The following is a 22,458-nucleotide window of genomic DNA, read 5'->3' as shown; positions in this document are numbered from 1 at the left end:
CGCTTTTTCACATTTCGTGTAGAGCGAAAGCGTAATAATTCTTCAACCTGCCAGTTCTCTCAGCCAGCCGATAAAGGCGTCTATTTTCGGCCACTGTCGGCCAGAGAGCGTCGAGATATAGTAGTGCTGATGGCATTTCAGGGTCTTTTCACCAAACGGGGCGATAAGCTCGCCCCGTTCGAGCCGTTTCTGCACCAGCCGCTTTCTGCCCATCGCGACGCCGACGTGGTTGATGGCCGCAATAATCGCTAAATCGGAACGATCGAAACCAATACCCGACGATGGCGGCATATTCACCGCAAAGTGTTGCGCCCAGCTCAGCCACTCATCCGTACCGGAATCGTTGCTCCAGGCCTGACGGTCGTGCAGCAGCGTGCAGTGGCTGAGGTTATCGGGGTTTTTCAGCAGCTCATGCTCGCGGGCATACTGCGGCGAGCAGACGGGCAAAATCTCCTCGTCCATCAGGAAGTGATGAGAGAGGTGGTTTGGCGGCGTATCGTCGAAATAGAGCGCCAGATCGATGCCCGTTCGCTGCATATTAACGTAATCATTGCCGGTCAGGATGGTGAGTGAAATCGACGGATAGCGGCGGGTAAAGTCCCCCAGCATGGGCACCAGCCAGCACTGAGCGATCGACGGCCGGGAGTAGACCGTCAGCGTGCCGGACAGTGCCTGGTTTTTGATGTCCAGGATCTCCTGATTCAGGGTGTCGAGGGACGACTTAAGCGTCCAGTAAACGCGCTTTCCCTCCTGCGTCAGCTCAACTTTACGGTGCGAGCGGACGAACAGCTGAATGCCCAGCTCCTCTTCCAACAGGTTGATGCGGTGGCTCACCGCGCTTGGGCTGAGCGACAGTTCCTCCGCCGCCAGGGCGAAAGACTCATGCCGGGCGGCCACTTCAAAGGTGTACATTTTCGACAGCTGCCAGCCGTTTAACAGCCGGTTTCTGGCTTCATTCGCATCGGTCATCACAATTCTCACGCGAGTTTTCTGCGCTCAGCATACCGCTCAAGGGTGAATTTATGTGAACCTAATACGAATTAAGTGCGCTTTTTAGACCGCAGTCACTCAGTTGATCCAATCTGGCTCATCTGAACGCCAATTTATATCGTTTGTCAGCCCACGCCGTTTTTTCGTCCAATACCCACAGATGACATAAGGGTGAGGTGAGATATGGGATCTCAGGTCTGGGTTGTGGCAACGCTGCTGGTCAGCATTGTGTTGATTGTTTTAACCATCGTTAAGCTGAAGTTTCACCCGTTCCTCGCGCTGCTGCTGGCGAGCTTTTTCGTCGGCGCGATGATGGGGATGAGCCCGCTGGATATGGTGAACGCCATCGAGAGCGGAATTGGCGGTACGCTGGGCTTCCTGGCGGCGGTGATTGGTCTGGGCACCATTCTCGGCAAGATGATGGAAGTCTCCGGCGCGGCAGAGCGCATCGGGATCGCGTTGCAGCGCTGCCGCTGGCTATCCGCAGACGTGATTATGGTGCTGGTGGGCCTTATCTGCGGGATCACGCTGTTCGTGGAAGTGGGCGTGGTATTGCTGATCCCGCTGGCGTTTTCCATCGCCAAAAAGACCAACACGTCGCTGCTCAAGCTGGCCATTCCGCTCTGTACCGCGCTGATGGCGGTGCACTGCGTGGTGCCGCCGCATCCGGCCGCGCTGTTTGTGACTAATAAATTAGGCGCGGACGTCGGAACGGTCATTGTCTACGGTTTGATGGTAGGCCTGATGGCCTCGCTGGTCGGCGGCCCGCTGTTCCTGAAACTGCTCGGCAACCGTCTGCCCTTTAAACCGGTTCCGGCGGAATTTTCAGACCTGAAGGTACGGGAAGAGCACACCCTGCCGTCGCTGGGCGCCACGCTGTTCACGGTGCTGCTGCCGATTGCCCTGATGCTGGTGAAAACCATTGCCGAGCTGAATATGGCAAAAGAAGGCACGCTGTATACGCTGCTGGAGTTTATCGGCAACCCGATCACCGCGATGTTTATCGCCGTGTTTGTCGCCTACTACCTGCTGGGGATACGCCAGCATATGGGCATGGGCACGATGCTGACGCACACCGAGCACGGCTTCGGCTCTATCGCCAACATTTTGCTGATTATCGGCGCGGGCGGCGCGTTTAACGCCATCCTGAAAACCAGCGGGCTGGCAGACTCGCTGGCGCATATTCTCTCGAACCTGCACATGCACCCTATCCTGCTCGCCTGGCTGGTGGCGCTGGTTCTGCATGCCGCCGTCGGCTCCGCGACGGTGGCGATGATGGGCGCGACGGCGATCGTCGCGCCGATGCTGCCGCTCTATCCGAACGTGAGCCCGGAGATCATCACCATTGCCATCGGTTCCGGCGCCATTGGCTGCACGATCGTGACCGATTCCCTTTTCTGGCTGGTGAAGCAATACTGCGGCGCGACCCTGAAGGAGACCTTCAAATACTATACGACGGCGACGTTTATCGCCTCGGTGCTTGCACTTGGCGGCACATTCCTGCTTTCCTTCATTATCTGAGCGCGAAGAGACGTATTATGGAAAACGCAACTATCACTACTTTAACCGCACAGTTTCCTCTGGTTGAGGATCTGATTGCCCTGAAAGAAACTACCTGGCTTAACCCGCGCACCACGACGCTTGCAGAAGGGTTGCCCTATGTCGGGCTGACCAAAGCCGACGTGGACGACGCGCACGCGCGCCTCAACCGCTTCGCGCCGTATCTGGCGAAAGCCTTCCCGGAAACGGCGGTAACGGGCGGGATTATCGAATCCGAGCTGGTCGCGATCCCGGCGATGCAAAAGCGGCTGGAGAGAGAATCTGGTAAGCCTATTCCCGGCACGCTGCTGCTGAAAAAAGACAGCCATCTGCCGATTTCCGGCTCGATTAAAGCGCGCGGCGGCATCTATGAGGTGCTGACCCATGCGGAAAAACTGGCGCTGGAAGCCGGGTTGCTGAGCATCGACGACGACTACAGCATTCTGCTGGAGCCGCGCTTTAAGGACTTCTTCAGCCAGTACAGCATTGCGGTAGGCTCAACCGGCAACCTCGGGATGTCCATCGGCATTATGAGCGCACGCATCGGCTTTAAGGTGACGGTGCATATGTCCGCCGACGCCCGCGAGTGGAAGAAAGCCAAACTGCGCAGCCACGGCGTCATCGTCGTGGAATATGAGCAGGATTACGGCGTGGCGGTGGAGCAGGGACGAAAAGCGGCGGAAAGCGATCCGAACTGTTTCTTCATTGACGATGAAAACTCCCGCACCCTTTTCCTGGGCTACGCCGTTGCAGGCGAGCGGCTGAAGGCGCAATTTGCCGAACAGGGCCGCGTGGTGGATGCGGACCATCCTCTGTACGTTTACCTGCCGTGCGGCGTCGGCGGCGGCCCCGGCGGCGTAGCATTTGGCCTGAAGCTGGCCTTTGGCGATAACGTCCACTGCTTCTTCGCGGAGCCAACGCACTCCCCGTGCATGCTGCTTGGCGTCTACACCGGCCTGCACGATGAGATCGCGGTGCAGGATCTGGGCATTGATAACGTGACGGCGGCGGACGGGCTGGCGGTAGGACGCGCCTCCGGCTTCGTGGGCCGCGCGATGGAGCGCCTGCTCGACGGGTTCTACACCCTTTCCGACCAGAGCATGTATGACATGCTCGGCTGGCTCGCGCAGGAGGAAGGGCTCCGCCTGGAGCCGTCGGCGCTGGCGGGCATGGCCGGGCCGGTGCGCGTTCATTCGCATACCAACGTTACCCACCTGGTGTGGGCGACCGGCGGCGGAATGGTGCCGGAAGACGAGATGGCGAAGTATTTAGCAAAAGGCCGTTAATCGTAGGCCCGGTAAGGCGTAGCCGCCACCGGGCTTACAGGCTCAAAATTTGCTGAATATGGGTTACCGCAAACAGCAGCGACAGCGAGAGAACAGCGAGCGCGATCAGGAACTTATCCCGCACCGCTTTCGGCTGTACAAAATCGTTCTGCGCCACGTCCATCAGGTTACGCCTGCGGGTATAGCGCCATAAAATGATGGCCACCAGCGCCAGCACAACAATAGAAATCCAGAATGGCACCCCCGTGCGGTGCCAGTTGTGCTTAATCGCCAGGGCAATCAGCGCGCCATACCCCAGCAGCGTGCGAAGCCAGGCCAGCGACGTCCGCTCCGGCTGCAGGCCGGGGTCCGCCTCGCGCCGCGCTTTGCGGCTATCCGCCATAGAACACCAGCACCATCACCACGCCCGCCACCGTCAGCAGAATCGTGCTGACGATCAGCAGCCCGCGCGTATAGGGCAGATCCTGCTTCAGGCGCATCGCCTTCTCATTGCGCAGCCAGCGCAGGTAGCCGTAAATCGCCAGCACGCCCGCACACAGGCACAGCAGCAGCGCCAGCACTTCACGGATCAGCGGCGTGGCGAAATCGGGCGCGAGCTGATCGAGACCGACCCCTGCGGCAAGAAAGCCCAGCGCGGTGCGGATCCACGCTAAAAAAGTGCGTTCATTGGCCAGAGAAAAGCGGTAGTCCGGCGCTTCGCCGAGGCGGGAAATTTTCATGAAGGTTCCTTGTCGTGCTCCAGGCAGGCTTCAGCATAGCGTAAATCGACAAGGACAAGGAGACCGGCATCGGGCGATGCCGGTCAGGACGATTAGTGCAGCGCTGGCCAGAAGTCCTTATTGGCCTCGATCAGGTCATCCAGAATCGCTTTCGCGACGGACGCGCTCGGCACGGTTTTCGACAGTGTGATCGCCTGCCAGAGTTTCTGGTACGAGCGCTGCTCCCAGGCATCCACCACCAGTTTTTCCACCGCCACCTGCTGGCTCATCAGCCCTTTCTGGAAGTGTGGAATATCGCCCACCGTAAGCGGCTCTGGGCCGTTATGGCCTACCAGGCACGGGATCTCCACCATCGCGTCGGCATCAAAGTTATGGATGGCCCCGTTGTTTGGCACAATCAGCAGCATCCTCTCCTGAGTGTTGAAGGCAATCGCCGTCGCCAGATCGACGATGTACGACGCATGTTCGTCGATTTCCAGCTCACCGGCGGCAGAGTGACCGGCTTCAATAATCGCCCGGCAGGCGCTGAATACGTGCTTCTCACGGTGATCCATGACCTCATTGGCGCGGGTGCGTTCCGGGTTGGAGTGCGCGACCACGTAGTCCGGGAACAGATAATACTTCAGGTAGGTGTTCGGCATGGTATCAGGATCCAGCGCCTGTACGTCTCTGGCTTTGGCAAAGGTATCGTTCCAGCTCGCTTCGGTATGCGCATCTTCCGAAGGCGGAACATAGCCGTTTTTCGCCACGTATTCGCGCAGTTTCGGCATCAGATCGTTGCCGTTGAGATCTTCAATCGACGTCCACCAGCCGAAGTGGTTCAGACCGTAGTAGCGCACGCGCATCTCTTTGCGGTTTTTCAGGCCGACAATCTGCGCCATGCGCCCTTCAATGCCGATCGGCATATCGCAGATGTTGAGGATTTTGGCGTTCGGACGCAGGCGACGCGTGGCTTCCGCGACAATCGCCGCCGGGTTGGAATAGTTCAGCATCCACGCGTTCGGGGAGTACTGCTGCATATAATCAACCAGCTCCAGCACGCCGCCGATAGAGCGCATGCCGTAGGAGATGCCGCCCGGTCCGCAGGTTTCCTGGCCCAGCACGCCATGGCGCAGCGGAATTTTTTCATCTTTTTCACGCATCGGGTATTTGCCCACGCGGATATGCGCCATCACAAAATCCACATCGGTAAACGCCGCTTTAGGGTCGGTGGTGTAGCTGAATTCAATCTCCGGCGCCTGCTCCCTGAGGATGATTTTGCACGCTTCGGCGATGGTTTCCTGACGTGCGCCGTCGTTGTCATAGAACTTCAGCGCGCGCAGCGGGAAACGGTCGCGGTTGGCTAACAGCATCAGGACGATACCAGGCGTAAAGGTACTGCCGCCGCCTGCAATAACAACTGAGAATTTTTTCATGATATAGCCTCTGTCAGGGTGGTTTGTTCATTCGTTAAAGGGGTTTTCATCAGCGATTCCAGCTGGTCGCGCACCTGAGGAACGTGCAGGCCGACAATCACCTGAATGCCGTTGCCGCGTCGCACCACGCCGTGGGCGCCGAGGGCTTTGAAGACGTCATCGCTTTGGGTTTTCGCCATATCCACCAGCGCAATGCGCAAGCGGGTGGCGCAGTTGTTGATGCTTTCGATGTTGGCCGCGCCGCCGAGCGCCTGCAGGAATCCGGCGGCCTGCCCTACCTGCTGGCTGGCCGCCGCCGGGGCGGTGGTTTGCCCGCGCGCCGCCTTATAGTCGGCCTTGCTGTAAAGTTTGATTTCGCTCTCTTCCCGGCCCGGCGTTTTCAGGTTCAGACGTTCGATCAGCGTTTTGAAGACCACGAAGTAAACCCCGGTGAAGCAGACGCCAATGCCGATCTGGGTGAATACCGTCGAGGCGTGGTTGTGGAACATTGGGATCCAGTTTTGCGGCAGGAACTGGTCCAGCAGGCCGCCGCCCATGTTCCCCACGACGCCAAAGGCGTACATCACCGTTGCCATGGTGGCCGCCAGCACGGCGTGCACGGCAAACAGCAGCGGCGAGATAAACAGGAAGGTGAACTCAAGCGGTTCAGTGATGCCCACCAGCACGGCGGTGAGCGTGGCCGGGACCAGCAGCCCCGCCACCTTGACGCGGTTTTCCGGCGACGCGGTATACCAGATCGCCAGCGCAATCCCGACCGAGCCAAACACTTTTGAGTTGCCGTGCAGCGCGAATCCGCCTTCCGGGAAGAGGGTTTTCAGCGGCAGGGTGCTCTGGCTGAATTCCTGCAGGTGCTGTGCCCAGTAGACCTGAATCCCGCCTTCCACCGCCGCCGGGCCGAAGATGAACGGACCGTAGACGAAGTGGTGCAATCCGGTTGGGATCAGAATGCGTTCCAGGAAGGTATACACCCACACGCCCAGCGCACCGGCGGACCGCAGGAACGCCTGCAGGGACTCAATGCCCATCTGCACTTTCGGCCAGCCCAGCAGCGTCAGCCAGGCGCAGGGGATCATGACGAAGAACGCGAGGATAACGACAAACGAGCTGCCCTGGAAAATCCCCAGAAACACCGGCAGCGGCTTGTCGAAATAGCGGTTGTGGATGGCGGTGACGATGCCTGAGATCACAATGGCACCGATGATGCTGGTATCGAGCGTTTTGATACCGGCAATCATCGCCAGCCCGCTTCCGGCCGTCGGTTCGGCGGAGAAGTCGACGCCGAAGAAGTGGCCCCAGGTCATCCCCATCGCGTTAATAAAGTAGTTCCAGGTCAGGAAGCTAATCAGCACCGCAAGACAGGCGCGGCCCTGCGCCTGCTTCGCCAGGCCAATCGGTAAGCCAACGGCAAAAATCAGCGGCATATTGCGAAACACCGCCCAGCCGCCCTCTTCAATGATGTGAACGATCTGCGCGAAAAGATGATCGGGGGCCGTTAAGGCTTCGCCGACAAACAGCGGGTTGCAAAGCATGATGGCGATTCCCACCACGATCCCGGCGAACGGAAACAGCAACACCGGGGTAAACATGGCACCGCCAAAACGTTGTATTTGACTGAGCATTTTTAAATCCTCATGAAACAACCTGTAGGGGTAGAGGCCTTTATGGTTTTTTGCTGGCCTGAGGTGAGCATAAGAAGTTACTGATGCGCGAACATGGCGTGCCGCTGCGATTCGTGATCGCATTCATGGTTTTATTTTGACCAATCAGGTCTACTTTTTGCGGTAAATATGGACATGTCAGAACGCAATCCACGCCCTGATAACGGCAGAGAGGTCTACTGGTGATCTACAAATCTATTGCTGACAGATTGCGGCTGCGGCTGAATTCGTCGGACTACAACGTCGGCAGCCCGCTGCCCGGCGAAAAAGCGCTGGCGCAGGAGTTCGGCGTGGCGCGAATGACCATCCGCAAGGCGCTGGATCTGCTGGTGAGCTGGGGGCTGGTTGAGCGTCGGCACGGCAGCGGAACCTTTGTCTCACGCAAAGACGTTCACCACGAAACCACCAACCTGACCGGGCTGGTGGAGGTGCTGCGTCAGCAGGGAAAAGAGGTGCAGAGTAAGGTCTTACAGTTTGAAGTGATGCCCGCCCCTCCGGCCATCGCCAGCCAGCTGCGGATTCAGGTGGATGAACGGATCTACTTTTCCCGACGGGTGCGCTACGTGGACGGAAAGCCGCTGATGCTGGAGGACAGCTTTATGCCGGTGAAGCTGTTCCGCAATCTGTCGCTGGCGCATCTTGAGGGGTCTAAGTTTGATTACATCGAGAAGGAGTGCGGGATCACCATCAGCGGCAACTACGAGAGCCTGACGCCGGTGCTGGCAGATAAAACGCTGGCCGGTTATATGAACCTGCCGGAACAGACGCCGCTGCTGCGAATTACCTCTCTCTCCTACAGCGACAGCGGCGAGTTCCTCAATTATTCCGTGATGTTCCGAAATACCAGTGATTACCAGGTGGACTACCATCTGCGGCGCATCCATCCGGATGACCTGCTAGCTCATCCCCCAGAACAGCACCGCCAGTAGCTGCGGGGTGATGATGCGCAGGAACATCACCAGCGGATAGACGGTGGCATAGGAGAGCGCGGCCGCACCGCTGGTGGCGTGCAGGTTGTTGGCAAAAGCCAGCGCGGGCGGATCGGTCATGGAGCCCGCCAGCATCCCGCACAGCGTCAGGTAGTTCATTTTGGCGAACATCCGCGCCAGTATTCCCACCGTCAGCAGCGGGATCGCCGTGATAAAGATGCCGTATCCAACCCAGCTCATCCCTTCGCCCTTGACCAGGGTATCGACAAAATCACCGCCGGATTTCAGGCCGACCACCGCCAGGAACAGCACGATGCCCAGCTCGCGCAGCGCCAGGTTGGCGCTCGGCGGCATAAACCAGTAGAGCTTCCCGATACAGCCGATACGCCCGAGGATCAGCGCCATAATCAGCGGCCCGCCCGCCAGGCCCAGCTTGAGCGCCACCGGGAAGCCCGGCACGTACACAGGAATAGAACCGAGCAGCACGCCGAGTCCGATACCGATAAACACCGGCAGCATCTGCACCTGCTGCAGTTTTTGCTGGGCGTTACCCACCATATCCGCCACGGCGTCGATGGACGACGGGCGCCCGACCAGGTTGAGGATATCCCCGAACTGCAGGCTAGCCTCCGGGCTGGCGACCAGTTCAACCCCCGCACGGTTAAGGCGAGAGATCACCACGTCATAGCGCTCTTTTACCTGCAGATCGCGTATTTTCTTGCCAAGAACGTGTTCGTTAGTCACCACAACGCGTTCCACGCGCATATCGGTGCCGCGGGTTGAGAGCGAGGTATCCACTTCCTGGCCAATCACCAGCCGCGCGTTGTTTAAATCTCCGGGCTGGCCGACCAGGTGCAGCAGATCGCCCTGCCGAATGACGGTGCCGGGCGCGGGCACCATCAGCATATCGTCACGCTTGAGGCGGGAGCAGATGATATTGGCGCTGTTGAGGATCGGCACGTCCTGAATCGCCATATTGTTCAGGTTGGGGTTATCGACCCGAATGTTGATGGTTTTGATCGGCATATGGCCGTTGGTGAGCGTGGTTTCGTGGTCCTTCGCCTCTTTGTCGACGTTAATGCGAAACAGGACGCGTACCAGCCACATGGAAAGCAGAATGCCGCAAATCCCAAACGGATAGGCCATGGCGTAGCTCATCCCCATCTGGTCGACGATGCCGGGTTCGATGCCCAAATCGCGAAGGATTTGCTGCCCGGCACCGAGCGCAGGCGTGTTGGTAACCGCCCCGGAGAAAATGCCCAGCACCACGGGGAGCGGGATATCGAAGATTTTATGCAGAATTGCGGTGACCAGCCCGCCCATCACCACTATGCCGAGGGCAAACAGGTTGAGCCGTAATCCGGAGACCCGAAGTGAGGCGAAAAAGCCCGGTCCCACCTGAATACCGATGGTATAAACGAAGAGGATCAGGCCGAACTCCTGGGTAAAGTGGAGCATTTCGGCGCTGAGGACCAGCCCGAGCTTGTCGGCGAAGTGCCCGACAAAAATGCCGCCAAACAGTACCCCGCCTATCCCAAACCCGACGCCACGGATTTTGATATTACCTATCCACAGGCCAACAACAGCGACCAGGGCCAACACGCTGACGGTTAACGCGATATCACTCATGACCCACTTCCTTATCATAACCTTAGTTATGCTAAGGATTCTCTCAGAGCCGGAGGCGGTTGTATGGGTGATGGCGCACAAAAAAGCCCTGCCGGGGCAGGGCTTTATCTTTTCACCCTCTCCCTACAGGAGAGGGCCGGGGTGAGGGCATCAGCCCGCACACTATTAGCTATTCAACGCAGGCCGCTCGCTAATGGCGATACGCTGCGGCGCGATGGCTTCCGGCACGTTGCGGATCAGGTCGATATGCAGCAGACCGTTGGTAAACGTTGCGCCGGACACTTCCATATGGTCTGCCAGGGTAAAGCTCAGGCTGAACGGCTGATTAACCAGCCCCTGATGCAGCCATTTGGTCTCGGTCTCTTGTTTTTCCGGCGTACCTTTCACGGTCAGGCGCGTGCCTTCAAGCTGGATGTCCAGATCGTCCTGGCGGAAACCGGCCAGCGCAAGGGTGATGCGATAGTGGTTATCGTCGCTTTTTTCGATGTTGTACGGCGGAAACGTCTGTTGCTCGGTGGTGCTTTGCAGGGCGTTCGCCAGTTTGTCAAAACCAATCCACTGACGCAGCAGGGGGGATAAATCGTAGTTACGCATACTAAATCTCCTTCTGAGAAGCGAGTTCGGCACAGTGTAATTTTGTGCACGGTTGTTCCTGCAAATCCTGAAGGATTCGCATATGCTCCCGTTACGGCAAGCAAGTCCGGGTGGGCCGCTCACGCGACCCGCGTAATTAGTTAATTTCGATACGGCGCGGTTTTTTCTCTTCCGGAATCACACGTTCCAGTTCGATAAACAGCAGGCCGTTGACCAGGTTCGCGCCTTTAACGTGAATGTTCTCGGCTAACTGGAACTTGCGTTCAAAGTTGCGCTCGGCGATGCCCTGATAAAGATAGGTACGTTCTTTCTGCTCGGCCGTATGGGAACCTTTCACCACCAGCAGGTTGTCCTGCGCGGTGATCTCCAGTTCATTTTCTGCAAAACCGGCGACGGCAATGGCGATGCGGTAGTGGTTTTCGTCAACCAGCTCAACATTGTATGGAGGGTAGCCGTTGCTCTGGCTTTGGTTATTTTCTAAATGGTTAAACAGGCGGTCAAAACCAATTGCAGAACGGTATAGCGGAGAAAGATCGAAGTTACGCATAAATAAAACTCCTGAAATCAGCGAGAAATTGTAGCCTTCCACCATGGACAGGCCTTTGCGCCCCCGAACACCCATCAGGCGAGTTCGTTATCGGGCCACATTCTTAAAATGGGTCTGCAATCGGGCTTTTCAAGAACGACAGCTGCACTTTTTTTTGCACTTTCCTGCATCTCGCTTAGACTGGGACAACAGCACAAAGGGTTAAATTGCGATGGCTGCCACAGTGCGGGGTTATCGGGCTATCCATTTTGGATAAGGCTCGCTATAACCCAGAGTTGCAGGTCTATGCAGTGCCATTAACGATGACTGAGTGATGATGAAAAATGTTCTGATAAAGCTGACGACGTTCAGCGGGGTAGTTTTACTTTGCGGGTGTTCGAGCGTGATGTCTCACACCGGCGGTAAAGAAGGAACATATCCGGGGACGCGCGCCAGCGCGGCGATGCTCTCCGATGACGATACAAACTGGGGCACCAAATCCCTGGTTATCCTGGATATGCCGTTTACGGCCGTGGCGGATACGCTTCTGCTGCCGTGGGATATGTTTCGTAAGGACAACTCCGTACGCTCGCGGGTAGAAAAAAGCGAGCAGGAAAATCTGGCGACAAACGCCGTCATTCCGCCCGCTGACATGCCTCCACGCTAGTACTGCGCGGTTTCCGTTACCCAAAGCTGACGGAAACCGGCTGTCTCCTCCATCCACGCAATAACGCGCCCGTCAGGGGAAAACACAACCGCATCAGCAGACGGCGGGTTGCCATGATCGGACGTCAAAAACGTCACCTCTCCGGTCTGGACGTCGCAGCAGGCGATCCGATTTTCGAGCACAAACCCCAGACTGTCGCCCGCAGGATGCCAGTTAAATGCTGACTGAATATCGCTCCCGGTACGCGTCAACTGGCGCGGCTCGCCGCCCTCAGGAGAGATCAGCCACAGCTGCACAATGCCGTTATCATCCCGCATCAGAAACGCGATCTGCGTCCCCTGCGGGTTGCTGCGTACCCAGTGGCGCGGCACGTTCACCAGGCCTGGATATGCCCTCTGATGCGTAAAGGTCAGACGACGCTGCATCACCCCGGCAGGCGGAGCTGGCAGGGTCTCCGTCGTGCCCTGTAGCGGCGCATCGCCCGCACGCTTCCAGCCCTGCTCGTCTTTCGGCAGGTCGACGATAAACAGTTCGGGTACTTTTTCGCCCTGCGCGGAGAGGGTATCGCCGATAAACGCCAGCCTGTCGTTGCCCACCCAGCCCTCTTCGTAAGCGCGGTTGATTTCATCGCTGCCCGGCCGTGGGTTGGGCGTCGTGCGGCTAACCAGCACGCTCCAGAAGGTTCCCGAATATTCACGGGGATGGTTCCCCTGCGGGTTCACCGGGCCGTAAGGCGCAGCCACGCCGACGTTGCGTAAATCGAGTTTAGGATCGCGCTCGTGCAGGACATGGTCGTTATAGGTAAAGCTGACGAGCTGCCCGTTCGGGCTGAAGACATGGACGTGGCTGCCGCCGCGCAGCGCGCCTGCGGTGTAAGGCGCGGTGATATCCATCGCGTCCAGGTTGCTCACCTGACCGTTTTGCGCAATCACTCCCTGGCGATGATGAAAATCGTAGCGCCAGTCGGCATCCGGCTTTTTCGGGCCGTGGATAAAGACATATTTATCTTCTGCAGGATGAACGGTCACCACGCCGACATGCGCGCCGTCAGTCGCGCGATAAACCACCTCTACCTCACCCGTCGCGACATTGACCCGCTCGATGGTTTCGCCGGTGAACGACGCACCGGACGGGCGCACGTCGTAGACCAGCCACTGGCTGTCCGGCGTCCAGGTATTGATGTTGGTCAGCTGGTGGTTGCGGGAAGCGAAGGTGATTTGTTTCATGAGGATACCCTGATGCGCAGTTATCGCATCAGGGTATCGCAAGCGGGTTTTTAGTTCAGCACAAACTTCTCGATGGCATAAGCCACGCCGTCTTCGAGGTTGGATTTGGTCACGAAGTTAGCCACCTCTTTCACCGATGGGATCGCGTTATCCATCGCCACGCCCATACCGGCGAATTGGATCATCGCGATGTCATTTTCCTGGTCGCCCAGCGCCATGATCTCTTCCTGTTTAATGCCCAACGCATCGGCCAGCGATTTGACACCGGTGCCTTTATTGACGCGTTTATCGAGGATTTCGAGGAAGTACGGCGCACTTTTCAGCACGGTGTACTTCTCTTTTACCTCCGCCGGAATGCGCGCAATCGCTTTATCCAGGATCTCCGGCTCGTCGATCATCATCACTTTCAGGAACTGCGTCGCCGGGTCCATTTTCTCCGCTTCACAGAACACCAGCGGAATGGTCGCAACGTAGGATTCATGTACCGTGTAGTAGCTGATATCGCGGTTGGCGGTATAGAGCGTATTGCGATCGAGCGCGTGGAAGTGGGAACCCACTTCACGGGACAGTTTTTCCAGGAACAGATAGTCATCGTAGCTCAGCGCGGTTTGCGCAACCGTACTGCCATCTGCGGCTTTCTGCACCAGCGCGCCGTTATAGGTGATGCAGTAGTCGCCCGGCTGATTCATGTGCAGCTCTTTCAGGTAGCTGTGTACACCCGCATACGGACGCCCCGTGGTCAGGACCACATTCACGCCCTTAGCGCGCGCCGCGGCGATCGCGTTTTTAACGGCTGGAGAGATGGTGTGATCTGGCAGCAGCAGCGTGCCGTCCATGTCGATTGCAATGAGTTTGATAGCCATGAGTTCCCCGGAATAAATGAGTGCTGCCTCATGCTAACGCGATTAAGCACACAAAAATAGAGCTATATTGCGCAACAGGAACACCCCTTTTACGCTTATCCCGAGGAACAAAAGCTTACTCGCGGGTGAGCACAATTTTACCGAACGCGCCGCGATCCAGATGTTCAAACGCCTGTTCAAGCTCGTTAAAACGGTAGCGATGCTCAATCACCGGCTTCAGCCCCGTGACGTCAACAGCGCGGACAAAATCTTCCAGCGCCCGGCGGTGCCCCACGCCAATCCCCTGAATGACGGGGGATTTCAGCAGCAGTTCGCCAGCAGAGAGGGTAATCTCCGTCCCGGCCAGCACGCCAATGACGGAGATACGTCCGTGAACGGCAACGGCGCGCAGGGAATGCTTCAGATTCTCTCCACCGACGGTTTCAATAATATGGTCGATACCGCGATCCTGCGTGAGCGCCAGCGTATTTTCAGCCCAGTCGCCTTTCAGCCGGTTGATGCCGTGGCTGGCCCCCAGCGTTTTGGCCAGCGCCAGTTTCTCATCGCTCCCCGAGGTGACAAACACCTCCGCGCCGTGCGCTTTTGCAATCTGAAGGGCGAATAACGCCACGCCGCCCGTGCCCTGCACCAGCACCGATTGCCCGGCGCGCAGCTGGCCGCGTTCCACCAGCGCAAACCAGGCGGTAAGCCCTGCGCAAGGTAAGGTGCTGGCCTCGGCGTCATCCAGGGTCTCCGGGGAGGCCACCAGCGCGTCTTCCTTCACAATCACATACTCGGACAGCATGCCCTGGAAGTATCCACCGGACGTTTTATAGGGCAGATTGCGCGCGTCCGCCTGCGGCTTACCGTCGATCCACTCCGGGAAGAAGGTTGAGATGACGCGCGCGCCGGGCTGGAAGCGCGTAACGCCTTCACCAATGCTGTCCACCACGCCCGCCATGTCAGACGCCGGGGTAAACGGGAAGGAAAGCGGGATCGGCATTGTGCCTTCAACAACCATTTTATCGCGATAGTTAAGCGCAACGGCATTTACCCTTACGCGCACTTCACCCGGGCCAGGCTGTGGAACGGGCGCCTGAGTCAGCTGGAGGTTCTCGCGCCCGAGGGCATCCATGGACCAGCGTTGCATTGTCTCTGTCATTTTATTTCTCCTGCCATCAGATGAGCTTTAGTCCTGACAGTCTACCGTTGACTAATGGTCGCCAGTGGCGATAAGTTTTCTCTTTATTGACGCCAGAATAGATACAATCCATGACCGATACGCTGAAGGATATTCCTGTTTTCGTGGCCGCCGTTGAGGCGGGAAGTTTCGCGCAGGCCGCGATTCGCCTGCATTTGTCACGTTCGGCGGTCGGAAAAAGCATCGCTCGCCTCGAACAGCGGCTTGGGGTGCGTCTTTTTCAGCGCACCACCCGCAGCCAGAGTCTGACCGATAACGGCGCCCTTTTTTATGAACGCTGTCTGCGCGCGCTGGAGGAGATTCGGGGTGCGGAATCGCTGCTTGAAACGGGGAAACAGCAGGTCAGTGGCCGCCTGCGCGTTGCCATGCCGGTGCTGTTTGGTCGCCAGTGCGTCGCCCCCTTGCTGATAGCGCTGGCGCAGGAACACCCCGGGCTTGAGCTGGAAATGTCATTCAGCGACCGCGTGGTGGATCTCGTCGAGGAAGGGTTTGATATGGCGGTGCGTAACGGCACGCTTCAGGACAGCAGCGTGCTGGTCGCCAGAAAGCTGGGAGAACACCGCATGGTGCTGTGCGCCGCGCCGGAGTATCTGCTGAAGAAAGGCCAGCCACAAAGCGTTAATGATTTATCCCAGCATACGGCCATCAACTATTTGAGCGCAGGCAGAGTGTTGTCCTGGCAGCTGATGGATAACGAAGGAACGTCGCACACCTTTACGCCCCGATCGTCGCTCAATATGGATGATTTGCAGGCGATCTGCGACGCTGCGCTGGCCGGACACGGCATTGCATGGCTGCCCTGTTGGATGGTCGTCAAAGATATTCACCAGGGTAAACTCGTGCCGCTCCTGAAGCAGGCACCGGATGTGCATTTCAACGTTCATGCCGTGTGGCAGCAGACGCCGCATCTGCCGCTGAGGGTAAGAATAGCGATAGATACGCTGGCGAGCCGTTTACCGGCAGCGATGTCACTGGACCTTCCAGCGTCCATAAAAAAGCCGCGCTAAAAGCGCGGCCAGTTATCGTGCGGTATAACGACGATTAAATATCGATATTTGCCGCTTTCAGGGCGTTCTCTTCGATGAAGGCACGACGTGGTTCAACCGCATCGCCCATCAGGGTCGTGAACAGCTGGTCCGCGGCAATCGCGTCCTTAACGGTCACGCGCAGCATGCGGCGGCTTTCCGGATCCATGGTGGTTTCCCACAGCTGGTCCGGGTTCATTTCGCCCAGACCTTTATAGCGCTGGATCGCAAGACCACGACGAGACTCTTTCACCAGCCAGTCCAGCGCCTGCTCGAAGCTGGCTACCGGCTGACGACGTTCGCCACGTTCGATGAACGCATCGTCTTCGATCAGGCCGCGCAGCGTCTCGCCGAGCGTGCAGATACGGCGGTATTCCGGACCGGTCACAAACTCGTGTTCCAGCGGGTAGTCGGTATCAACGCCGTGGGTACGCACGCGAATAATAGGCTCGAACTGCTTATCGGCGTTCTGCTGGATATCGCATTTCCACATGCTGCCGTGCTGCTCTTTCTCGTTGAGATCGGTCACCAAGGCATTCACCCAGCGGGTCACGGTCTGCTCGTCGCTCAGATCGGCTTCGGTCAGGGTTGGCTGATAAACCAGCTCCTTCAGTAGCGTTTTCGGATAGCGACGTTCCATACGCGTGATCATTTTCTGAGTCGCGTTGAACTCGGACACCAGACGCTCCAGCGGCTCACCGGCCAGTGCAGGGGCGTGCGAGTTCGCGTGCAGGGTCGCGCCATCAAGGGCAATCGCGATTTGGTACTGATCCATCGCTTCGTCGTCTTTAATGTACTGTTCCTGCTTGCCTTTCTTCACCTTGTACAGCGGCGGCTGTGCAATGTAGACGTGACCACGCTCAACGATTTCAGGCATCTGACGATAGAAGAAGGTCAACAGCAGCGTACGAATGTGCGAGCCGTCGACGTCCGCATCGGTCATGATGATGATGCTGTGGTAGCGCAGTTTGTCCGGGTTGTACTCATCACGGCCGATGCCGCAGCCCAGCGCGGTAATGAGCGTCGCCACTTCCTGAGAAGAGAGCATCTTGTCGAAACGGGCTTTCTCAACGTTGAGGATTTTACCCTTCAGCGGCAGGATAGCCTGGTTCTTACGGTTACGGCCCTGCTTCGCAGAACCGCCCGCGGAGTCCCCTTCCACGAGGTACAGTTCGGACAGCGCCGGGTCACGTTCCTGGCAGTCAGCCAGTTTGCCCGGCAGGCCTGCTAAGTCCAGCGCGCCTTTACGACGGGTCATTTCACGGGCTTTACGCGCCGCTTCGCGGGCACGCGCCGCATCGATAATTTTGCCCACCACGATTTTCGCGTCGGACGGGTTTTCCAGCAGGTATTCGCTCAGCAGTTCGTTCATCTGCTGTTCAACCGCCGATTTCACCTCGGAAGAGACCAGCTTGTCTTTGGTCTGTGAGGAGAACTTCGGATCCGGCACCTTCACGGAGACAACGGCAATCAGGCCTTCACGGGCGTCATCACCGGTGGCGCTGACTTTCGCTTTCTTGCTGTAGCCTTCTTTGTCCATGTAGGCGTTCAGGGTACGGGTCATCGCCGCACGGAAGCCTGCAAGGTGCGTACCGCCGTCACGCTGTGGAATGTTGTTGGTGAAGCAGTAGATGTTTTCCTGAAAACCATCGTTCCACTGCAGCGCCACTTCCACGCCGATACCGTCTTTTTCGGTGGAGAAATAGAAGATATTCGGGTGAATAGGCGTTTTGTTCTTGTTCAGATACTCAACGAACGCCTTGATACCGCCTTCGTAGTGGAAGTGGTCTTCTTTGCCGTCACGCTTGTCGCGCAGGCGGATAGAGACGCCGGAGTTCAGGAACGACAGTTCACGCAGGCGTTTCGCCAGGATGTCGTACTCGAATTCGGTGACGTTGGTGAAGGTTTCATGGCTCGGCCAGAAACGCACCATGGTACCGGTTTTGTCGGTATCGCCGGTAACGGCCAGCGGTGCCTGCGGCACGCCGTGCGTATAGAGCTGACGGTGAATTTTGCCTTCTCGCTGGATAACCAGCTCCAGCTTCTGCGACAGGGCGTTAACCACGGAGACGCCTACGCCGTGCAGGCCGCCGGAAACTTTATAGGAGTTATCGTCAAACTTACCGCCTGCGTGCAGCACGGTCATGATCACTTCCGCGGCAGAGACGCCCTCTTCCGGGTGAATACCGGTTGGGATGCCACGACCATCATCGGTGACTGAGACGGAGTTGTCCGCATGGATGGTGACCACGATGTCTTTACAGTGACCCGCGAGCGCTTCGTCGATAGCGTTATCTACCACCTCGAATACCATGTGGTGCAGACCGGTGCCGTCATCCGTGTCGCCGATATACATACCCGGGCGCTTACGCACCGCATCCAGCCCTTTCAGGACTTTGATACTGGAGGAGTCATAAGAATTCGACATCAACGTTTCTCGCTCATTTCAACTTGGGTTAATCCGTTATTTTACCCTTTTCCACGGTAAACATCTTCGAATTTTCGTCCGACATGTCTATAACGTGTTCAGCGCTAATGGCGCTGACGAAAACCTGCGACTGAGTGGCTTTTAAGCGGCTGGCAAGCAGCCCGCGCCGCGCGTCGTCAAGTTCCGAGGCAAAATCATCTATCAGGTACAGGCAGCGTCTTCCGCTCTCGCGTGTGAGAAACTCTCCCTGTGCCAGGCGCAGCGCACACATCAGGAGCTTGAGCTGCCCGCGCGACAGCGTGTCTTCCACCGGTGCACCGTCGGCACGAATGCGGAAATCCGCCTTGTGCGGGCCGTGCGCGGTATAGGTCAACATGCGGTCGCGCTCGAAGCTTCTCTCTAACACCTCAGCATAATCTGTCTCTTTCTCCCAGCCGCGCTGGAAAGAGAAGGTGAGAGAGAACTCGGGTAAAAACTGTTTGCAGGTGTCGGCCATGTCTTCGGCGATACCTGCGCTGTATTCGGCACGCCAGTTGCTGATTTGTTCCGCGAGAGGGATTAACTCCATGTCCCACGGACGCAGCTGGGCGTAACGGGTAACCTGGCGCAGGGCAGCGTTACGCTGCTTGAGCAGACGCTTCAGGTTGCTCCAGGCGTTAAAGAAACCGGCTTCGTTGTGAAAGCATCCCCAGTCGAGGAATGCTCTTCTGTATTTGGGGCCGCCGTTGAGTAAAGTAAACCCCTCCGGCGTAATCAGCTGCATTGGCATCAGCAGCGCCAGCTCCGCCACTTTATGGCCGTCGGTGCCGTCGATGCGCACCTTGCTGTCGCCCTGCTTGTCTTTGGTCAGGCCGATCGCGGTTTCCCGCTCCGCCCCCTGCAAACGCCCGTGCAGGACAAAGGATTCCTGCTCGTGGCGAATGACGCGACCAATCTGCAAACTGCGAAACGCCCGACCGTGGCCGAGCGTATAGATGGCCTCAAGCACGCTGGTTTTGCCGCTGCCGTTTGCGCCAACCAGGAAGTTAAAGCCAGGGGATAAAGCGAGATCCGCGCTTTCGATATTGCGAAAGTCGCGGATCAACAGACGGGTGAGCGACATTACAGTCTCATTGGCATAACAACATAGGCAGCCGACTGTGATGCGGCATCTTCAATCTGTACGCTTGAAACGGAGTCGGTCAGCAGAATGCGCACGTTTTCGCATTTCAGCGCATTCAGCACATCCAGCACGTAGCTGACGTTAAAGCCGATTTCCATCTCAGCGCCGGCGTAGGTGACGTCCAGAATCTCTTCTGCCTCTTCCTGCTCCGGGTTGTTAGCGGTGATTTTGATCTGGTTTTCACTCACGTACAGGCGCACGCCGCGGAATTTCTCGTTGGAGAGAATGGCCGCACGGGCAAAGGCCTGCTTGAGGCTATCGCAGCCCGCTTCCAGCGTTTTGTCCGGGTTCTTCGGCAATACGCGGCGATAATCCGGGAAACGACCGTCAACCAGCTTAGACGTGAAGACAAAATCGCCCACGTGTGCGCGGATGTTGTTGCTGCCGATCTGCACGCGCAGCGGCGTGTCGCCGCCGTCGAGCATACGCATCAGCTCAATCACCCCTTTACGCGGCACGATCACCGAATGGTTTGGCAGCGCGTCGCCAATCGGCATAGAACAGACCGCCAGACGGTGGCCGTCGGTGGCTACGGTACGCAGCTCTTCACCTTCAGTTTCGAACAGCATGCCGTTTAAGTAGTAACGGACGTCCTGATGCGCCATGGAGAACTGCGTGGCTTCAATCAGACGCTTCATCGTCGCCTGCGGCAGGGTGAATTCAACTTCGCTCTGCCAGTCGTCCAGGTTCGGGAAGTCCGCAGCAGGCAACGTGGAGAGCGAGAAACGGCTGCGGCCAGAGCGCACCAGCATACGGTCGCCTTCCAGCTGCACGGCGATTTCAGCGCCTTCCGGCAGCCCGCGGCAGATATCAAAGAATTTACGTGCCGGAACCGTGGTCGCGCCCGCGTCGTGCGGCTGCGTCAGCGTAACGCGCGCGATCATTTCCATTTCCAGATCTGTACCGGTCAGCGACAGCGTACCGTCCGCGACCTGAAGCAGCAGGTTTCCGAGAATAGGCAGCGTTGGGCGGCCACCTAATGGGCCACTCACCTGTTGCAGCGGTTTTAATAAATGTTCACGTTCAACGGTAAATTTCATAGCGTCACGATGATAATGTTCTAATTAAATTGGAAAAATCTTCTTTTATGTCGTGGCTTTCTTCGCGTAACTGCTCAATCTTACGACAAGCGTGCAGCACGGTCGTATGGTCACGGCCACCAAACGCATCCCCGATTTCCGGCAGACTGTGGTTGGTTAACTCCTTTGCCAGCGCCATCGCCATCTGACGCGGACGCGCCACCGAGCGGGAACGACGTTTAGACAGTAAATCTGCCACTTTGATCTTGTAGTACTCAGCCACCGTCTTTTGAATATTATCGATAGTGACCAGTTTTTCCTGCAATGCCAGCAAATCGCGCAGCGCTTCACGCACAAAATCGATGGTGATCGCACGACCGGTAAAGTTGGCATTGGCGATAACGCGGTTCAGCGCCCCTTCCAGCTCACGCACGTTGGAGCGCAGACGCTTGGCAATAAAGAACGCCACTTCGCCCGGCAGGCGAATGTCGTTTTCATCGGCTTTCTTCATCAGGATCGCGACGCGGGTTTCCAGCTCCGGTGGCTCGATCGCCACGGTCAGGCCCCAGCCGAAGCGGGATTTCAGACGATCTTCAACGCCGTTGATCTCTTTTGGATAACGATCCGAGGTCAAAATGATCTGCTGATTGCCTTCCAGCAGGGCATTGAAGGTGTGGAAAAACTCTTCCTGCGATCGTTCTTTATTCGCAAAGAACTGGATGTCATCGATGAGCAGCGCGTCAACGGAACGATAGTAGCGTTTAAACTCTTCGATCGCATTGTTTTGCAGGGCTTTTACCATGTCCTGAACGAAGCGCTCGGAGTGCATATACACCACTTTGGCATTGGGCTTGCGCGCCATAATGCCGTTACCCACTGCATGCAGCAGGTGCGTTTTACCCAGACCCGTGCCGCCGTAAAGGAACAGCGGGTTGTAGGCCCCACCGGGATTATCAGCAACCTGACGAGCCGCCGCGCGCGCCAGCTGGTTCGACTTACCTTCAACGAAGTTATCGAACGTGTGTTTCACGTTAACGTTAGAGCGGTAGGTTGGCTCAGCCGGTGCGGGGACATTATCCCAGCCCTGACGAGCGGGTGCGACGCGAGGGGCCGGAGCAGGCGCGGCCTGAGCGGGCGCTGCTACGTTCACGGTTTCACGGACGGTTTGGGTCACCGGCTTTGTGCCCACTTCAAAGCGCAGCTGCGGGGCATCTGACCCGCAGAAATCGTTCAGCAGTCCATTGATGTTATTAAGGTACTTGTCCCTTACCCAATCGAGCACAAAACGGTTTGGCGCATACAAAGCCAGCGTGTTATCGCTCAGTTCCGCCTGCAATGGGCGGATCCACATACTGAATTCTGTGGCTGGTAACTCATCCTGCAATCGGGCAAGACACTGCTGCCAAAGCGAAAGTGACACGGCGGACTCCACTCGAACAATAAAAGAAAACTATTGAATATTCATGATTGTTGGCGCACATCGACATGACCCAATGAGGGTGATGTGCGAACCGCTATCTGCGGTTATACCCGGCCAGGATCGCTGGATCCCGATCGGGACCGCGGATCATAGCCTAAACTGAGCCAGAGATCTTCTGTTTCT

At 57.5% G+C, this 22,458-nt stretch carries 20 protein-coding genes and 1 other annotated feature; of the genes, 5 read left to right on the top strand and 15 right to left on the bottom strand.

The window, feature by feature from the left end:
* Positions 1-42 precede the first annotated feature (42 nt).
* On the bottom strand, positions 43-969 hold the full coding sequence (gene dsdC / locus NI40_RS00100; RefSeq protein ID WP_024907380.1) for a DNA-binding transcriptional regulator DsdC: 927 nt from the start codon (positions 967-969) through the stop codon (positions 43-45).
* 204 nt (positions 970-1,173) lie between these two features.
* Between dsdC and dsdX the strand changes: the two genes are divergently transcribed.
* Together dsdX and dsdA are read left to right on the top strand one after the other, a co-directional pair.
* Positions 1,174-2,511 (top strand): D-serine transporter DsdX, encoded by a 1,338-nt coding sequence (gene dsdX, locus NI40_RS00095; RefSeq protein WP_039260370.1) that lies wholly within the window; start codon positions 1,174-1,176, stop codon positions 2,509-2,511.
* A gap of 17 nt (positions 2,512-2,528) precedes the next feature.
* The gene (gene dsdA, locus NI40_RS00090; protein WP_039260369.1) at positions 2,529-3,815 is read left to right on the top strand and encodes a D-serine ammonia-lyase; all 1,287 of its coding nucleotides are present in this window, start codon (positions 2,529-2,531) and stop codon (positions 3,813-3,815) included.
* A gap of 34 nt (positions 3,816-3,849) precedes the next feature.
* Here dsdA and NI40_RS00085 read toward each other — a convergent pair whose 3' ends face one another.
* The 4 genes from NI40_RS00085 to NI40_RS00070 all read right to left on the bottom strand — a co-directional run bounded on the left by NI40_RS00085 (position 3,850) and on the right by NI40_RS00070 (position 7,568).
* Complete coding sequence (locus NI40_RS00085; protein ID WP_039260368.1) at positions 3,850-4,197, bottom strand: DUF202 domain-containing protein; 348 nt, start codon at positions 4,195-4,197, stop codon at positions 3,850-3,852.
* Positions 4,187-4,534, bottom strand: coding sequence for a YidH family protein (locus NI40_RS00080; protein ID WP_039260367.1), 348 nt, complete (start codon positions 4,532-4,534; stop codon positions 4,187-4,189). Before NI40_RS00080 ends, NI40_RS00085 begins: the two co-directional genes overlap by 11 nt.
* Before the next feature lie 92 nt (positions 4,535-4,626).
* Positions 4,627-5,949 carry a 6-phospho-alpha-glucosidase gene (locus NI40_RS00075; RefSeq protein WP_033144346.1) on the bottom strand — a complete coding sequence of 441 codons (1,323 nt, stop codon included), beginning with the start codon at positions 5,947-5,949 and terminating at the stop codon, positions 4,627-4,629.
* Entirely contained in the window at positions 5,946-7,568 is a 1,623-nt protein-coding gene (locus tag NI40_RS00070) for an alpha-glucoside-specific PTS transporter subunit IIBC (protein WP_039260366.1), read from the bottom strand. Before NI40_RS00070 ends, NI40_RS00075 begins: the two co-directional genes overlap by 4 nt.
* Positions 7,569-7,789: 221 nt before the next feature.
* Here NI40_RS00070 and NI40_RS00065 point away from each other — a divergent pair, with 221 nt between their 5' ends.
* Positions 7,790-8,536: a GntR family transcriptional regulator gene (locus tag NI40_RS00065; protein WP_033144348.1), complete on the top strand. Its 747-nt coding sequence runs from the start codon at positions 7,790-7,792 to the stop codon at positions 8,534-8,536.
* On the opposite strand, the gene NI40_RS00060 is transcribed toward NI40_RS00065, so the two are convergent.
* The 3 genes from NI40_RS00060 to ibpA form a co-directional block, all read right to left on the bottom strand.
* Entirely contained in the window at positions 8,504-10,165 is a 1,662-nt protein-coding gene (locus tag NI40_RS00060; RefSeq protein ID WP_039260365.1) for a putative transporter, read from the bottom strand. The two genes, NI40_RS00065 and NI40_RS00060, sit on opposite strands and share 33 nt — an antisense overlap.
* A 165-nt stretch (positions 10,166-10,330) precedes the next feature.
* The gene (gene ibpB, locus NI40_RS00055; protein ID WP_032662053.1) at positions 10,331-10,759 is read right to left on the bottom strand and encodes a small heat shock chaperone IbpB; all 429 of its coding nucleotides are present in this window, start codon (positions 10,757-10,759) and stop codon (positions 10,331-10,333) included.
* A gap of 136 nt (positions 10,760-10,895) precedes the next feature.
* The gene (ibpA, locus tag NI40_RS00050) at positions 10,896-11,306 is read right to left on the bottom strand and encodes a small heat shock chaperone IbpA (RefSeq protein ID WP_008500162.1); all 411 of its coding nucleotides are present in this window, start codon (positions 11,304-11,306) and stop codon (positions 10,896-10,898) included.
* Positions 11,300-11,371, bottom strand: a sequence feature (ROSE (Repression Of Heat Shock gene Expression) occurs in the 5'-region of heat shock genes and acts as an RNA thermometer to modulate expression.). It overlaps the preceding gene by 7 nt.
* 248 nt (positions 11,372-11,619) lie before the next feature.
* Between ibpA and NI40_RS00045 the strand changes: the two genes are divergently transcribed.
* Positions 11,620-11,952, top strand: a complete 333-nt coding sequence (locus NI40_RS00045; protein WP_039260364.1) for a YceK/YidQ family lipoprotein — start codon at positions 11,620-11,622, stop codon at positions 11,950-11,952.
* On the opposite strand, the gene NI40_RS00040 is transcribed toward NI40_RS00045, so the two are convergent.
* The 3 genes from NI40_RS00040 to NI40_RS00030 all read right to left on the bottom strand — a co-directional run bounded on the left by NI40_RS00040 (position 11,949) and on the right by NI40_RS00030 (position 15,182).
* Positions 11,949-13,178: a DUF3748 domain-containing protein gene (locus NI40_RS00040; protein ID WP_039260363.1), complete on the bottom strand. Its 1,230-nt coding sequence runs from the start codon at positions 13,176-13,178 to the stop codon at positions 11,949-11,951. The genes NI40_RS00045 and NI40_RS00040 overlap by 4 nt on opposite strands.
* Positions 13,179-13,228: 50 nt before the next feature.
* Positions 13,229-14,041, bottom strand: a complete 813-nt coding sequence (gene yidA / locus NI40_RS00035; RefSeq protein WP_039260362.1) for a sugar-phosphatase — start codon at positions 14,039-14,041, stop codon at positions 13,229-13,231.
* A 115-nt stretch (positions 14,042-14,156) separates the two neighbouring features.
* Complete coding sequence (locus tag NI40_RS00030; protein ID WP_039260361.1) at positions 14,157-15,182, bottom strand: zinc-dependent alcohol dehydrogenase family protein; 1,026 nt, start codon at positions 15,180-15,182, stop codon at positions 14,157-14,159.
* Positions 15,183-15,292: 110 nt separating this feature from the next.
* Between NI40_RS00030 and NI40_RS00025 the strand changes: the two genes are divergently transcribed.
* Positions 15,293-16,228: a LysR family transcriptional regulator gene (locus NI40_RS00025; protein ID WP_039260360.1), complete on the top strand. Its 936-nt coding sequence runs from the start codon at positions 15,293-15,295 to the stop codon at positions 16,226-16,228.
* A gap of 34 nt (positions 16,229-16,262) precedes the next feature.
* Here the strand turns inward: NI40_RS00025 and gyrB are convergent, their stop codons facing one another.
* Genes gyrB through dnaA form a run of 4 tightly spaced genes read right to left on the bottom strand, consistent with a single transcriptional unit; the run spans position 16,263 to position 22,275 of the window.
* A complete protein-coding gene (gene gyrB, locus NI40_RS00020) occupies positions 16,263-18,674 on the bottom strand; it encodes a DNA topoisomerase (ATP-hydrolyzing) subunit B (RefSeq protein ID WP_023333933.1) in 2,412 nt (803 codons plus the stop codon).
* 28 nt (positions 18,675-18,702) lie between these two features.
* Complete coding sequence (gene recF / locus NI40_RS00015; RefSeq protein WP_023309805.1) at positions 18,703-19,776, bottom strand: DNA replication/repair protein RecF; 1,074 nt, start codon at positions 19,774-19,776, stop codon at positions 18,703-18,705.
* On the bottom strand, positions 19,776-20,876 hold the full coding sequence (dnaN, locus tag NI40_RS00010; RefSeq protein ID WP_014830028.1) for a DNA polymerase III subunit beta: 1,101 nt from the start codon (positions 20,874-20,876) through the stop codon (positions 19,776-19,778). Before dnaN ends, recF begins: the two co-directional genes overlap by 1 nt.
* Before the next feature lie 4 nt (positions 20,877-20,880).
* On the bottom strand, positions 20,881-22,275 hold the full coding sequence (dnaA, locus tag NI40_RS00005) for a chromosomal replication initiator protein DnaA (protein WP_010426558.1): 1,395 nt from the start codon (positions 22,273-22,275) through the stop codon (positions 20,881-20,883).
* Between the last annotated feature and the right edge of the window lie 183 nt (positions 22,276-22,458).

The sequence above is a fragment of the Enterobacter sp. E20 genome, from assembly GCF_000801755.2.
GTDB classification, from domain to species: Bacteria; Pseudomonadota; Gammaproteobacteria; order Enterobacterales; family Enterobacteriaceae; genus Enterobacter; species Enterobacter asburiae_B.
This window is presented reverse-complemented; position numbering and strand designations above follow the sequence as displayed.

Bases quoted from the DNA above. Each gene is read 5' to 3' on its own strand.
- NI40_RS00075 (WP_033144346.1), bottom strand. From the start codon at position 5,949: ATGAAAAAATTCTCAGTTGTTATTGCAGGCGGCGGCAGTACCTTTACG.
- dsdA (WP_039260369.1), top strand. From the start codon at position 2,529: ATGGAAAACGCAACTATCACTACTTTAACCGCACAGTTTCCTCTGGTT.
- gyrB (WP_023333933.1), bottom strand. From the start codon at position 18,674: ATGTCGAATTCTTATGACTCCTCCAGTATCAAAGTCCTGAAAGGGCTG.
- ibpA (WP_008500162.1), bottom strand. From the start codon at position 11,306: ATGCGTAACTTCGATCTTTCTCCGCTATACCGTTCTGCAATTGGTTTT.
- NI40_RS00030 (WP_039260361.1), bottom strand. From the start codon at position 15,182: ATGACAGAGACAATGCAACGCTGGTCCATGGATGCCCTCGGGCGCGAG.
- NI40_RS00070 (WP_039260366.1), bottom strand. From the start codon at position 7,568: ATGCTCAGTCAAATACAACGTTTTGGCGGTGCCATGTTTACCCCGGTG.
- dsdX (WP_039260370.1), top strand. From the start codon at position 1,174: ATGGGATCTCAGGTCTGGGTTGTGGCAACGCTGCTGGTCAGCATTGTG.
- NI40_RS00045 (WP_039260364.1), top strand. From the start codon at position 11,620: ATGATGAAAAATGTTCTGATAAAGCTGACGACGTTCAGCGGGGTAGTT.
- ibpB (WP_032662053.1), bottom strand. From the start codon at position 10,759: ATGCGTAACTACGATTTATCCCCCCTGCTGCGTCAGTGGATTGGTTTT.
- NI40_RS00060 (WP_039260365.1), bottom strand. From the start codon at position 10,165: ATGAGTGATATCGCGTTAACCGTCAGCGTGTTGGCCCTGGTCGCTGTT.
- dsdC (WP_024907380.1), bottom strand. From the start codon at position 969: ATGACCGATGCGAATGAAGCCAGAAACCGGCTGTTAAACGGCTGGCAG.
- yidA (WP_039260362.1), bottom strand. From the start codon at position 14,041: ATGGCTATCAAACTCATTGCAATCGACATGGACGGCACGCTGCTGCTG.
- NI40_RS00080 (WP_039260367.1), bottom strand. From the start codon at position 4,534: ATGAAAATTTCCCGCCTCGGCGAAGCGCCGGACTACCGCTTTTCTCTG.
- recF (WP_023309805.1), bottom strand. From the start codon at position 19,776: ATGTCGCTCACCCGTCTGTTGATCCGCGACTTTCGCAATATCGAAAGC.
- NI40_RS00025 (WP_039260360.1), top strand. From the start codon at position 15,293: ATGACCGATACGCTGAAGGATATTCCTGTTTTCGTGGCCGCCGTTGAG.
- dnaN (WP_014830028.1), bottom strand. From the start codon at position 20,876: ATGAAATTTACCGTTGAACGTGAACATTTATTAAAACCGCTGCAACAG.
- NI40_RS00040 (WP_039260363.1), bottom strand. From the start codon at position 13,178: ATGAAACAAATCACCTTCGCTTCCCGCAACCACCAGCTGACCAACATC.
- NI40_RS00085 (WP_039260368.1), bottom strand. From the start codon at position 4,197: ATGGCGGATAGCCGCAAAGCGCGGCGCGAGGCGGACCCCGGCCTGCAG.